This is a genomic window from Peribacillus sp. NPDC006672, assembly GCF_050274955.1.
In the GTDB taxonomy this organism is placed as follows: domain Bacteria; phylum Bacillota; class Bacilli; order Bacillales; family DSM-1321; genus Peribacillus.
On sequence record NZ_JBNNOR010000001.1, the window covers coordinates 330,919 to 344,053 of the forward strand.

The 13,135-nt window shown below is 43.4% G+C and carries 14 protein-coding genes; 12 read left to right on the forward strand and 2 right to left on the reverse strand.

Going from position 1 to position 13,135, the window contains the following annotated elements; all coding sequences use genetic code 11:
- Window positions 1–324: 324 nt before the first annotated feature.
- From safA to yajC, 10 genes are all read left to right on the forward strand, one after another.
- Entirely contained in the window at window positions 325–2,850 is a 2,526-nt protein-coding gene (gene safA, locus ACQKKK_RS01655) for a SafA/ExsA family spore coat assembly protein (RefSeq protein WP_427613604.1), read from the forward strand.
- Entirely contained in the window at window positions 2,840–3,787 is a 948-nt protein-coding gene (locus ACQKKK_RS01660; RefSeq protein WP_427613606.1) for a phosphotransferase, read from the forward strand. The genes safA and ACQKKK_RS01660 overlap by 11 nt, the downstream gene beginning before the upstream one ends.
- 101 nt (window positions 3,788–3,888) lie before the next feature.
- Complete coding sequence (locus ACQKKK_RS01665) at window positions 3,889–4,494, forward strand: YhcN/YlaJ family sporulation lipoprotein (RefSeq protein ID WP_427613607.1); 606 nt, start codon at window positions 3,889–3,891, stop codon at window positions 4,492–4,494.
- A 111-nt stretch (window positions 4,495–4,605) separates the two neighbouring features.
- Window positions 4,606–5,106 carry a BofC C-terminal domain-containing protein gene (locus tag ACQKKK_RS01670; protein ID WP_427613609.1) on the forward strand — a complete coding sequence of 167 codons (501 nt, stop codon included), beginning with the start codon at window positions 4,606–4,608 and terminating at the stop codon, window positions 5,104–5,106.
- A gap of 176 nt (window positions 5,107–5,282) precedes the next feature.
- Window positions 5,283–5,897, forward strand: a complete 615-nt coding sequence (gene ruvA / locus ACQKKK_RS01675; RefSeq protein ID WP_427613610.1) for a Holliday junction branch migration protein RuvA — start codon at window positions 5,283–5,285, stop codon at window positions 5,895–5,897.
- An 11-nt stretch (window positions 5,898–5,908) separates the two neighbouring features.
- Entirely contained in the window at window positions 5,909–6,910 is a 1,002-nt protein-coding gene (gene ruvB, locus ACQKKK_RS01680) for a Holliday junction branch migration DNA helicase RuvB (protein WP_427613611.1), read from the forward strand.
- On the forward strand, window positions 6,907–7,110 hold the full coding sequence (locus tag ACQKKK_RS01685) for a DUF2905 domain-containing protein (protein ID WP_427613613.1): 204 nt from the start codon (window positions 6,907–6,909) through the stop codon (window positions 7,108–7,110). The genes ruvB and ACQKKK_RS01685 overlap by 4 nt, the downstream gene beginning before the upstream one ends.
- A gap of 38 nt (window positions 7,111–7,148) precedes the next feature.
- Window positions 7,149–8,177: a tRNA preQ1(34) S-adenosylmethionine ribosyltransferase-isomerase QueA gene (gene queA, locus ACQKKK_RS01690; protein ID WP_427613614.1), complete on the forward strand. Its 1,029-nt coding sequence runs from the start codon at window positions 7,149–7,151 to the stop codon at window positions 8,175–8,177.
- A gap of 36 nt (window positions 8,178–8,213) precedes the next feature.
- On the forward strand, window positions 8,214–9,353 hold the full coding sequence (tgt, locus tag ACQKKK_RS01695; protein ID WP_056528321.1) for a tRNA guanosine(34) transglycosylase Tgt: 1,140 nt from the start codon (window positions 8,214–8,216) through the stop codon (window positions 9,351–9,353).
- 41 nt (window positions 9,354–9,394) lie between these two features.
- Window positions 9,395–9,679 (forward strand): preprotein translocase subunit YajC, encoded by a 285-nt coding sequence (gene yajC / locus ACQKKK_RS01700; protein WP_427613615.1) that lies wholly within the window; start codon window positions 9,395–9,397, stop codon window positions 9,677–9,679.
- A gap of 47 nt (window positions 9,680–9,726) precedes the next feature.
- On the opposite strand, the gene ACQKKK_RS01705 is transcribed toward yajC, so the two are convergent.
- A complete protein-coding gene (locus ACQKKK_RS01705) occupies window positions 9,727–10,098 on the reverse strand; it encodes a TIGR04086 family membrane protein (RefSeq protein WP_061464226.1) in 372 nt (123 codons plus the stop codon).
- A gap of 196 nt (window positions 10,099–10,294) precedes the next feature.
- Between ACQKKK_RS01705 and ACQKKK_RS01710 the strand changes: the two genes are divergently transcribed.
- Window positions 10,295–10,954 carry a DUF421 domain-containing protein gene (locus ACQKKK_RS01710; RefSeq protein ID WP_427614044.1) on the forward strand — a complete coding sequence of 220 codons (660 nt, stop codon included), beginning with the start codon at window positions 10,295–10,297 and terminating at the stop codon, window positions 10,952–10,954.
- 28 nt (window positions 10,955–10,982) lie between these two features.
- Here the strand turns inward: ACQKKK_RS01710 and spoVB are convergent, their stop codons facing one another.
- Window positions 10,983–12,545 (reverse strand): stage V sporulation protein B, encoded by a 1,563-nt coding sequence (gene spoVB / locus ACQKKK_RS01715; RefSeq protein WP_427613617.1) that lies wholly within the window; start codon window positions 12,543–12,545, stop codon window positions 10,983–10,985.
- Between the two features lie 167 nt (window positions 12,546–12,712).
- Between spoVB and ACQKKK_RS01720 the strand changes: the two genes are divergently transcribed.
- Entirely contained in the window at window positions 12,713–13,018 is a 306-nt protein-coding gene (locus tag ACQKKK_RS01720) for a post-transcriptional regulator (RefSeq protein WP_185147790.1), read from the forward strand.
- Window positions 13,019–13,135: the final 117 nt, after the last annotated feature.

Here is a 13,135-nt window from a genome sequence, read left to right on the forward strand (position 1 = left end):
TAGACAGGTTGGGGGAAGCGTTTCTTTCATGATGCATTCCTAACGTAATCCTTTTTTTAGGATGAATGCAATGGTTCCTTTCTAATTATAGAACCTTTTTAGAGTGCCTCAGGAAATGGAGGCAGGTCCAAAGAGATGGATTATCCTTTTTCCGAGATGCCATATCGATTATTTCTTCTTTAAAAAAGTACCTTTCATTTCCCTAAATCATTGATCCAATCATAAAAGCCATTTTTTACGCATAAGTTTTCATGATAAAAATAATAGCAATTCACCCACTGCATCATAGAATATATGGACATATGCACAGGAGGGGTTAACAGCGTGAAAATTCATATAGTCCAAAAAGGCGATACGCTTTGGAAGCTCGCCAAAAAATACGGCGTCAGTTTTGAAGAACTTAAAAAAGTTAACACGCAATTGAGCAACCCGGACATGATGATGCCCGGAATGAAAATTAAAATACCAGGGACATCCGGAGCTGTAATAAAAGAAACGGTTCAACCAAACGCGAATATTCAACAGGGAATGAAAGAAACGGTTAAACCAAACGCGAATATTCAACAGGGAATGAAAGAAACGGTTCAACCAAACGTGAATATTCAACAGGGAATGAAAGAATCCCAAATTCAACATGAGCTGGTTAAAGAAAAACCAATCGTTCAAAAACCAGTAAAAGAGCAGCAAATCTTTCAACAGCCAGCTAAGAAAGAGCAGCAGATCGTTCCAAAGCCAGCTAAGAAAGAGCAGCAGATCGTTCCAAAGCCAGCTAAGAAAGAGAAGCAGATCGTTCAGCCAAAGCCAATCATTAAAGAAAAGCAAATAGTCGTTCCAAAAGAAGTGCCAGTACCGACGCCAGTGATTCCAGAAATCGATGTCAATAATTATTATATGGTCAACATGACCAATATGAGTGTACAGAAGCCTCCTGCACCACCACCTTTACCAAAGAAAAAAGAAGTGCCGGTAGTCACTAAAAAGAAGAAGAAGAAAAAGCCAGCTGTTCAGCCAGTACAGGAATATTGTGAGCCGGTGGATGAGTGTATTCCAGTAACCCCAATCATGCCTGGAAGCGGTTATTGTATTCAGCCGCCTCCATGGGCGTATATGCAGATGCAAGGGATGCAAGCCCCATATCAAGGTGCTCAAGGGTACCAGGCGGCTCCACAAGGTTATCAAATGATGGAAGAAAGTTCTGATGTTTGGGGAGAATCTTCTGACATGCAAACGATGGGGCAAGGATTTGTTCAAGGGGCAAGTATGAATCCGCCAGGCCAGCAACATTATCCATATCAAGCCACAGCACCGGTTCCGCACCATTTTTATGGAGGGATGAATCAACAAGCTCATGTAGCAGGGTCACAAGATTATGGGTCATCAGTGGAATCGTCTTCTTCACACAATTACCATAACGTTCATCAGCATTATACCCAGTCAGCCGGTGAGGAAGAGAAAGATTGCGGCTGTAATAAGGGGGTACTTGGAACTTATGGGCCGGAAGCGAAGGGGCAGTATAAAGGAAACAAAAAAATGGATTTCGAAGCACATCATCATCCGGATTATCACCAACATCAATCCGTACAATCACACCATCAAGCACCATATCCAGTAGTGTCAGCTAAAGAATCTCAGATGGGAAAAGAGATGCAGCATCAATATGAAGCAGATTCAGAAGAATCGGCTCAAGTCCAGCAATATGGCGGTCAAAGTGGAGGCGATCCAGGTATGGTGATGGGCGGTCAAAGTGGAGGCGATCCAGGTATGATGATGGGCGGTCAAAGTGGAAGCTATCCAGGCATGATGATAGGAGGCCAAGGTGGAGGTCAACCATGGATGACAGGAGGTCATCAAGGAAGCCATCCAGGGATGATGGAAGGTCATCAAGGAAGCCATCCAGGCATGATGGAAGGTCATCAAGGAAGCCATCCAGGCATGACGGGAGGCCACCCAGGAAGTCATCCAGGCATGATGGAAGGTCATCAAGGAAGCCATCCAGGCATGACGGGAGGCCACCCAGGAAGCCATCCAGGCATGACGGGAGGCCACCCAGGAAGCCATCCAGGCATGACGGGAGGCCACCCAGGAAGCCATCCAGGGATGATGGAAGGTCATCAAGGAAGCCATCCAGGCATGACGGGAGGTCACCCAGGAAGTCATCCAGGCATGACGGGAGGCCACCCAGGAAGCCATCCAGGGATGATGGAAGGTCATCCAGGAAGCCATCCAGGCATGACGGGAGGCCACCCAGGAAGTCATCCAGGCATGATGGGAGGCCAGCAAGGAAGCCATCCAGGCATGATGGGAGGCCAGCAAGGAAGCCATCCAGGCATGATGGGAGGCCATCCAGGAAGCCATCCAGGGATGGGAGGTCATCCAGGAAGCCATCCAGGAATGATGGGAGGCCAGCAAGGAAGCCATCCAGGGATGGGAGGCCAGCAAGGAAGCCATCCAGGGATGGGAGGCCAGCAAGGAAGCCATCCAGGGATGATGGGTGGCCATCAAGGAAGCCAACCAGGGATGATGGGAGGCCAGCAAGGAGGCCAACCAGGGATGATGGGAGGCCATCAAGGAGGCCATCCAGGGATGATGGGCCAGCCCGGAAGCCAACCAGGGATGATGGGCCAGCCCGGAAGCCAACCAGGAATGATGGGCCAGCCCGGAAGCCAACCAGGGATGATGATGCCGGGTCAATTTGGTGGTCAGCCGGGTATGATGCGTGGTCAGCTTGGGGGGCAACCTGAAGCTATGTTACCTGGACAAATGGGAGGCCAGCCAGGCCAATTCGGAGGCGTTCGTGCTCCTGAAACATTTGGGATACCAACATATGTAGATGAAAGCGATGACTACTAATTATCAAGGAGACAGTGTTTTTAACACGCGTCTCCTCTCTTATATAAATCGTAAACCAAAGAACATCCAGCATCTTCAAAGCAGTGTCTATTTAATAACTTTTGAAAAGGGTCATCCAATGATCCTTAAAGGATTCAGCAGTTTTGAAAAATGGGATCGGCAAAGAGAATTGACTTCTTTATTAAAACAAAAGGGTTTCCATCAAACGTATTATATTCATCAGAATTTAATGCCCTTTCAATTCAAAGGGAAATGGTATGGCAGTATGGACTATTTTCCGCCGAGTAAGAAAAAATTTCGATTTTCCCGTCATAAGGACCGTTTAGAGGGAATTCAGTTACTGGAAAACTTCCATGATGTTTCGGAACATCTCTCCATTAACGCGCCTGTTTTCGATCAATCAAAAAAATGGAAAGAACGTTTATCACTATTTAAAAATAACTTTTCCTATGTTCGCCAATATGTTTCCGAAGATATTATTAAAGAATGGATTAGATGGGGGGAGTGGGCATTAGAGGGGTTTGATGAAAATCAGTCTTTATGGAGTAAGGAAAAGAAAGTCATCATTCATGGTGATTGTGCCCACCATAATTTCTTGCGAAGAGAAGACGGCATTTTAACCTTAATCGATTTTGATCTAATGGCAAGTGCTCCAAGATGCATTGATTATTTACAATATGCAAATCGAATTTCGCATCATTTGGAAGATGCGGCCACCAAGTTGTGGGAAGTGCCGCAATTGCAAAGTTATCAGTCTGACCTGGCCTTTTTATATGCTTTAACTTATCCTACGGATATTTTCCGTGAATGGAATCGTCTTAATAAAAGTTCTTCTCAGCTTCATTCGGTCTGGAAAATGACTGTGGAAGGTTTTTCGGAGCGGATGGAGATGAATGAAAAGTTGGCGAAGAAGATTTCTTCCCTAAATAGGAAATAAAACGCGTTTTTGGCCGTAACTTACAGAGTACATTTATCGTTAGACACCCATGCTAATTATGAGCGGAATATAGCTCATTCTATTGCAATGGGAGGGTTATTTTGCAGAAAATAAAATGGTCACTGCCGCTTTATACGGTATTAGTCGCTGTCAGTTTGGTTGGATGCGCTAATAATGATACAGCGAAAAATGAAAATATCACGAATAAAACAGGGTACCATACAACTGAAAAAGATGTATTGGTACGAAACATCAATTATCGGAATATGGGGCAAGGTCTATACGATAAAGATGATGCGTACAGTACGCGGGACCGTAATTACCATGGCCATGAAAGTAAACCGCTTAGGGCCCGATCATCTTATTATAATTCATATGAAGGCACGTTAGCCGACAAAGCTAATGGGGTCGCCAATGAAGTGGACCCTGTTATCGATGCCAGAACAATCATCATGAAAGACGAAATGCTGGTTGCCTTGCTGCTTAATGACTACAGCCAAGCAAAAATTGTTAAAGAAAAAGTCAAGAATGAAATCGGACCGCTTTCTAATGGCCGGACCTTATACGTCACTACCGATCAAGGTGTCTATTACAGGTCGATGACACTTGATAACAATCTTCGTGATGGCGATACGAGGGAATTAATCATTCTGGATGCTAATGACATGTTCGAGAATCTTAACATTCATCAAGATCACTTAAGATAATTAAAGGGCTGACCCCGATTATTTTGGTCAGCCCTTTTTGATTTTTTCGGGTTAATAATCCTTATTTGGGTCAAACTACTTAAAAAGTAAACGCCTTAAGAGGTGAGAATATTGATTAATCAACTAAGGATCCAATTTTTCATGATACTTTTCATACTGCCATTTTGTTTAACCGTTTTTGCCGAAGAACCTGTGCAAAAGGAAAATGATCCAATTGAAAGGAAAGTCATTCTTCAGCGTATGTATCTGGATGGTGAGTTAAGTGAGGAGAAATTGACAGAAACAATTTGGTCGATGGAGGACTTTTGGTCAAAATATCAAGGGTGGAAAGTGGTCGGTCAAAATGAAGAACATATTATCCTTAAGAAAATTGAAAATGACATATCTCCGCTTTTAAAAGCGAATGGTTACCTTGGGATGAGGGAAGATGGTACATTATCCATTTTTATCGGAAGGCCTGAGCACGCCAAAATCATTCATACTTTCTACCAAATAGACGTTGGTAAACTTGAAGTATACAAGCAGGAGGAACTGCAAAAAGGGATACCGATCATGAATAAAGACCAATATAAACAGCTCATTAAAGAATATGAGCCATATTCGGTAAACTAGGATGGGATGACGCCCATCCTCTTTGTTTTTCACCAGAAAACCGTAAACCCCAAATCGATAAAACGGGATATCGTCCATTGGAAAAGTCTTTGCCGACTGCTAAATAACTTTTAATGAACAACCCTCCTTTTTTATGATAAAATGAGAGGTACAGCAAAATCAGGGAGAGAATTAATTTGTATGATTATATAAAAGGCAAGGTCGATTATATTGGACCTGAATACATAGTTGTGGAAAATGGGGGAATCGGATATCAAGTGATGACGCCGAATCCTTTTATTTTTTCCGCCCAATACCAGAAAGAAATCCAAGTTTTTTTGTATCATTATGTGCGCGAGGATATGGCTGCATTTTACGGATTTCAGACTCGTCAAGAAAAGGCATTATTCACAAAATTATTGAATGTAACCGGAATCGGACCGAAGGGTGCTCTAGCCATATTAGCATCAGGACAGGTTGATCAGGTGGTGCAGGCGATCGAAAGTGAAGATGAATCGTTTTTGGTGAAATTCCCGGGAGTCGGAAAGAAAACGGCACGGCAAATGATTCTGGATTTAAAAGGGAAACTTGAGAACATTATTCCGGATGCTTTTCCAAGCTTGTTTAATGAAGGCGTCACGGCCGCACTCAGTCCCAATGGTTTTACGGAAGCGTTGGATGAAGCCGTTCTTGCTTTGAAGGCTCTTGGTTATTCTGAAAAGGAAATCCAAAAGGTTGCTAAGAAGTTGCAGACGGAAGATTTGACGACCGAGCAATACATTAAGAAAGCATTGCAAATGATGTTAAGATAAGGAGTGGCGCAATGGAGGAGAGAATATTCAATCAGGAAGCCGATCTGAACGAACTATCCTTTGAACAAAGTTTGCGGCCGCAAAACTTAAAGCAATATATTGGACAGGATAAAGTGAAAGCGAATTTGAGTGTTTATATTGAAGCGGCAAGGATGAGGGAAGAAACGCTTGACCATGTACTTTTATATGGTCCGCCCGGTCTTGGGAAGACGACGCTAGCTGTCATCATCGCCAATGAAATGGGTGTCAATATCCGCACGACTTCCGGTCCCGCCATTGAGCGGCCGGGAGATCTGGCGGCCATTTTGAGTGCACTTGAACCCGGTGATGTGTTATTCATTGATGAGATTCACCGACTTCCTCGTGTTGTCGAAGAGGTTCTATACCCGGCTATGGAGGACTTCTGTCTGGATATTGTAGTCGGTAAGGGGCCGGAAGCCCGTTCGATCAGAATCGACCTGCCTCCGTTCACCCTTGTAGGGGCCACGACACGTGCAGGGTCACTGTCTGCACCGCTCAGGGACCGTTTTGGCGTTTTGAGCCGTCTTGAATATTATACGGAAAACCATTTGGCAGATATTATCATCCGTACCGCAAGAATCATGGATACGGAAATGAATGATCAAGCAGCTGCAGAGCTTGCAAGAAGGTCAAGGGGCACCCCAAGGATTGCTAATCGGCTTTTACGGAGGGTCAGAGATTTCGCCCAGGTACGCGGTGATGGTACGATAACTGCTGAACTTGCCGATTATGCGCTTGAATTAATGCAGGTCGACCGTTTAGGACTCGATCATATTGACCATAAATTACTTAAAGGGATCATTGAAAAATTCCGAGGTGGACCCGTGGGTCTGGAAACGATTGCTGCAACGATTGGCGAAGAGGCACATACGATTGAAGACGTGTATGAACCATATCTGTTACAAGTCGGTTTTCTTCAGCGGACTCCAAGAGGCCGGATGGCAACACAGCTGGTTTATGAGCATTTCGGAATGGAGATGCCTGAAGGATGAATATCCCAAAAATGGTAATGATACTGGGTGTGATTATATTCGTGATTGGTTTTGCGATGAAATATATTCATCTCGGCAGGCTGCCGGGAGATATTTTTCTAAAAAAGGGGAATACGACGTTTTACTTTCCTATCGTTACATCAATCATCGTCAGTGTTGTGTTGTCCGCCATTTTTTATTTGATCGGCCGTTTTAAATAATAATTACAGCTTGAAAGACAGGTTAGGAAGTGGAACAGATGAAATTGGAAATGTTTGATTTTCATTTACCGGAGGAATTGATTGCACAAGTTCCTTTGGAGGATAGGGAAGCAAGTAGATTGATGGTTTTGGACAAAGAAACCGGTAAGCTCCAGCATGATGTATTCAGCCATATCACAGAATATATCAAGCCGGGAGATTGCCTTGTGTTGAATGATACGAAGGTGCTGCCGGCCCGACTATACGGCAGTAAAGAGGAAACAGGTGGAAAAGTAGAAGTCTTGCTGTTGAAACAAGAACATGATGATGTATGGGAGACACTTGTAAAGCCAGCGAAACGAATTAAAGAAGGCACGACAATCATCTTTGGCGATGGTAAGCTGAGTGCCGTCTGCACAGGTGTACTTGAACATGGCGGTCGAATCCTTAAGTTTCAATATGAAGGTATCTTTTATGAGATATTAGAGGAACTTGGCGAAATGCCGCTACCTCCATATATCAAGGAACAGCTCGACGATCAGGACCGTTATCAAACGGTATTTGCGCGTGAACGCGGGTCGGCTGCAGCCCCAACGGCAGGGCTGCACTTTACCGAGCATTTGCTTGAGAAACTTAAAGGCATGGGCGTCCACATCGCTTTCATCACGCTTCATGTTGGACTAGGTACGTTCCGCCCAGTCAGCGTGGACGATATTGACAGTCACGAAATGCATTCAGAGTTTTACCAAATGACTGAAGGCACAGCCAGATTACTGAATGATGTGAAAGAAAAAGGCGGGAAAATCATCACGGTCGGTACTACGTCGACGAGAACGCTGGAAACGATTGCGTCCCGTAATGATGGAGTTTTTAAGGAAGAAAGTGGCTGGACGAGTATTTTCATTTATCCTGGTTATGAATTCAAAGGGATTGATGCGATGATTACGAATTTTCATTTACCAAAATCAACTTTAATCATGCTTATCTCCGCCCTCGCAGGCAGGGAACATGTTCTTCATGCCTATGAAAGGGCTGTGGAAGAAAAATACAGGTTCTTTAGTTTTGGAGATGCAATGTTAATTAAGTAATATAAGAGTGAGATGCTCTTGAAGGGAGTTATTGCGTTGACTGCAATACGATATGAGTTAATCAAAACATGTAAACAGACAGGGGCACGGCTAGGTCGAGTTCATACGCCGCATGGTTCTTTTGAAACACCAGCATTTATGCCGGTTGGAACAATGGCTACTGTCAAAACGATGTCACCAGAAGATTTGAAACAAATGGGAGCAGGCATCATCCTAAGCAATACGTATCACTTATGGCTGCGTCCAGGACATGAAATCATCAAGGAAGCTGGCGGATTACATAAGTTCATGAACTGGGATCGGGCGATATTAACCGACTCTGGCGGTTTTCAAGTGTTCAGTTTGAGTGAATTCCGTAAAATTGAAGAAGAGGGCGTACATTTTAGAAACCATATCAATGGTGATAAATTATTTTTATCTCCGGAAAAAGCGATGGAAATACAAAATGCACTTGGCTCCGATATTATGATGGCATTCGATGAATGTCCGCCATTCCCGGCAACCGAAGAGTATATGAAGAAGTCAGTTGAGCGGACATCACGCTGGGCAGAACGCTGCTTGAATGCGCATGAGCGTCCAAAAGATCAAGGGTTGTTTGGTATCGTTCAGGGTGGAGAGTTTGAAAATCTTCGTAAACAAAGTGCGAAAGACCTTGTCTCCCTTGATTTCCCGGGTTATGCTATTGGAGGATTATCTGTTGGGGAACCGAAGGATATCATGAACCGTGTCCTTGAATTTACAAGTCCATTACTGCCAACTAACAAACCGCGTTACCTAATGGGAGTCGGTTCACCGGACTCATTGATTGATGGTGCGCTCCGCGGCGTCGATATGTTTGATTGCGTACTCCCTACACGTATTGCACGTAATGGTACGTTGATGACAAGCAATGGCCGACTGGTTGTGAAAAATGCGAAATATGCTCGTGATTTTGGTCCAATAGATGAAAATTGCGATTGTCATGTTTGTAAAAATTATAGCCGGGCATATATCCGCCATTTGATTAAATGTGAAGAAACCTTTGGTATTCGTCTTACGACTTATCATAATCTTCATTTTCTGTTAAACTTGATGGAACAGGTCAGACAAGCAATTCGAGAAGATCGCCTTGGAGACTTTAGGGAAGAGTTTTTTGAACAATATGGTTTCAATAAGCCAAATGCAAAAAACTTCTAATTCCATACATATTTTAAAGAATGAAAGGAGTGAATTTACAAATGGGTTCTTTAACACAAATACTTCCGTTGATCTTAATGTTCGTATTGTTCTATTTCTTATTGATCCGTCCGCAGCAAAAACGCCAAAAGGCTACGCAAAGCATGCAAAGCAGTTTGAAAAAAGGTGATAAAGTTGCTACTATCGGCGGCATGCACGGAACAATCGATTCGATCGATGAATTGAAAATCGTCATTAAATCACCAGACGGTACAAAACTTACTTTCGACCGTGCTTCAATCCGTGAAATTACGGAAAGCGCACCAAATAAAGAAGCAACATTATAAGACAAACGAAAACCGGGCCATGTGCCCGGTTTTTTTGCTGTGTTTTTTTAATTGGTGCGTGATTCGGAGCTCATGTTGACCCCAAGCACGCCACCCATCATGGCCGTAATGACAAAACAGCCGTAGTAGATCCATTGCTTGATGGTGAAGAGGGCATCGTGACCTAAATATTGAAAAAGGAACACGACCAACAGATAAAGCAGCCCAGTACTTCCGCCTAAGAATAGTCCTTGCTTTTTCCCTTTGCCTCCTGAAATGAATCCACCAATGAACAGCGATAAAAAGGACACGATCATGATCACGTATGTCAGGGATGATTCCGTCAATGAAGTAAAACGAAGAAGGATGGAAACGATTAAACTTGCAATCATCGCTATGGCAAAGATGGAGCCTACGCCATAAATTACGGCGACACTCATTTTTTTAGTTTCGATGGGTATTCCTCCTTTTTAAAAGGCTGTTACGTTATAGCCTGTTTATGTGTTAGTACAAGCATATTCCCGGTATGGAACCTTTAGACCAGGTTTACAGAAGCTTCCCATAATATTAGAAAAGATTATGGAGTAATTTTTCAGTTCCCAAGCCATGCTATGGATGAAGGATGTGTTAAATGAAGTGGAAACCTATCTGGCTATTATTTTTAGAACAACAGTGATCTATCTAGTCATCTGGTTCCTTTTTCGAATGATGGGTAAGCGGGAAGTAGGGGAACTTAGCGTTCTTGATTTAGTGGTATCCATCATGATAGGGGATATTGCCGTGCTATCCTTTGAAGATTTGGAAAGACCGTTTGTTCGACAGACTATCCCAATGTTTGTCCTCGCGTTCCTCCAAATTACATTGGCATTTATCTCATTGAAAAGTGTCAGGTTTCGCAATTTCATGGACGGTAAGCCGCAGATCATTATCAATCAGGGGAAAATAGATGAAAAAGCGATGCGTAAACAACGATATAATTTTGATGACTTATTGACCCAGCTTCGTGAACAAGGAATTAATGATTTAAACGTTGTTAAATTTGCCATCCTTGAAACTTCAGGAAAGCTCTCGGTGATTAAAAATACGCAAGAAGAAAGGTCGGAAAGTGTAGAAACTCCCTACCCCCTTATAATCGACGGAGAGATTCAGGAGACTAATCTCGAAAAAATTGGCAAAAACCATTTTTGGCTCCGGTACCAGTTAAAAAAAATGGGAGAAACGAATATTAAAGAGATTTCGATTTGCGGATACATAGATGGCCAATTTTACATCGATAAGAATGAAACGAAGAAATGACCGAAGCGGTTAAATGCTTCGGTTCAATTTATTTCCAAGCAAACTTTGACAAAAAGCCGCCCACTACAGGAATCCTGATCAAATCCGCTTTTTTTATGCTGCCTGTCATGAGGAGGAAAAATGTGAACAGCAGGATTACGACCGTCACGGATAGCAAAAGCCGTGCGCCAAGTGGCTGTGAGGAGAGCGGGACTTTATAAAGAAAATAACCGCCCCAGCCTGAAATTAAGGCAAGGCCCAAAGCTGACATATAGCTTCGGAAATGAAGCGTGAAAGGAACGACTTTCAGCACGGTTGAAAAGTGCAGAAAGGTAACGAGCATCGTACCGACGGCTATCCCGATTGCGGCTCCCATGATCCCGAAACTTTCCTTCGACGCCAGCAGCCAAATCACACCAATTTTAAGGATGTTCCCAGCCAGGCTGTTGAACATTGCGGCTTTTGCTAGATCCAGTGCTTGAAGCATGGACTGTAGCGGGTATTGAAAATAATAAAGGATAAAAAAAGGTGCCAGGAATTTAATGAAAACAGCAGCATGGGAAGAACCATACATGACTTGTAAAATAGGTTCGGCAAAAACGAACAGAATGACGACAGCTAAACAGCCTGTGATAAAGGTGATTTTCAGGGCCTGCTGAAGCCTGTGCTCAACGAGTAGAAAGTTTCCAGTTGTACGGGCTTCGCTCACTGCGGGGACAAGTGCCGTCGCCAATGATGACGTAACGAAAGAAGGAAGCATGAGTAAAGGCAGTGCGTACCCCGTCAATTCCCCGTATTGGCTGGTGGCTGCTGCCGCGGTGACACCGGCGATTGCCAAACTCTGGGCAACCACGATCGGTTCGAAAAACCACGAAACCGATCCAATCATCCTGCTTCCTGTGGAAGGAAGGGCGATCCCCATCAATTCGGTGAACGTTCCTTTTCCTGATTTGACATTCTTGAAGAATCCTTTCCGGAACTTAAAATGTTTCTTTAATTTAAAGCTAGTCAATAAGTAGATGAGAGAAACAAGTTCGCCGATAATCGAAGCGAACATCGCCCCGGCTGCAGCGTATTCGATTCCATATGGCAAAAAGGCCTTCGTCAGGACGGCTATGAAAGTGATTCGTGCCACTTGTTCGATGACTTGTGAGAAAGCGAAGGGCTTCATATTTTGCTTCCCTTGGAAATATCCGCGCAGTACGGATGAAATGGCGATGATTGGTACGATAGGAGCAATTGCCATGAGCGGCCATACCGTCCGTTTGTCAGTGAATAGGTATTCTGAGAGAACCGGCGCAAAAAACAGCATTGCAGGAGTGAAAATCATCGATAGAGTAAAGGTGCAGGCCAAAGAGACGACAAGGATTTTCTTGACTTTCCGTTCATCACCTTGGGCATTGGCCTCAGCCACGAATTTGGAAATGGCGATAGGCAGGCCTAACTGGGTAATGTTCACGACGAGAAATAGGGTCGGTAAAGCCATCATATATAAACCAACGCCTTCTTCGCCGATGAAGCGGGCGATGACAATACGGTTAATGAACCCAAGAACCCTTGTAATCAGGCTTGCGATTAATAAAATCAGCGTCCCTTTTAAAAACTTGGACATTGAACTCCCTCCCTGCCTTCTCAAAAAAGCGGTTATGCTATACAATTATCTATATGCTTGTACTTGGACAAAGCATGACAAAAGTGTTTGCGTTCTTACAAATGATCGCATTTCCTTCTAAGAAAATGCGCATTCATTTGAGAATCATTTTTACTGGAGGCAAAGTGATGACGAAAAAGAATCATCCCTATCAAAGGTATTATGTAAAGGTACGTCCATTTTTAAAAAGCAAGCGTGAGGAATTTCAAATGGTTGGATTGAATGCCGTAACAGAAGAAGACATATGGGGAACCTTAACCAAAAATAAATGGAAACGTCCGCAGGAAAACATTCACATTCACGAACTCGTAGCCGACATTGTGACTTTTTCGAGCAATCAGTTCATGACCTTCCAAATGGTTGAAGCTTATAAATCACCCAACCTTTTTGAGCCGCTTTCTGAAGATGAGCTGAAGGATCTTTTGAAGGAATAAACCAAAGATATACTTAAATTGACAGCGGTTTGTATATGACTCATAATAGATATGGTTATGCTTTTTTTGGAAAAAACATGGGAAGCTATGTCTTTTTTCTCAAGAAGCAAAAGGTAT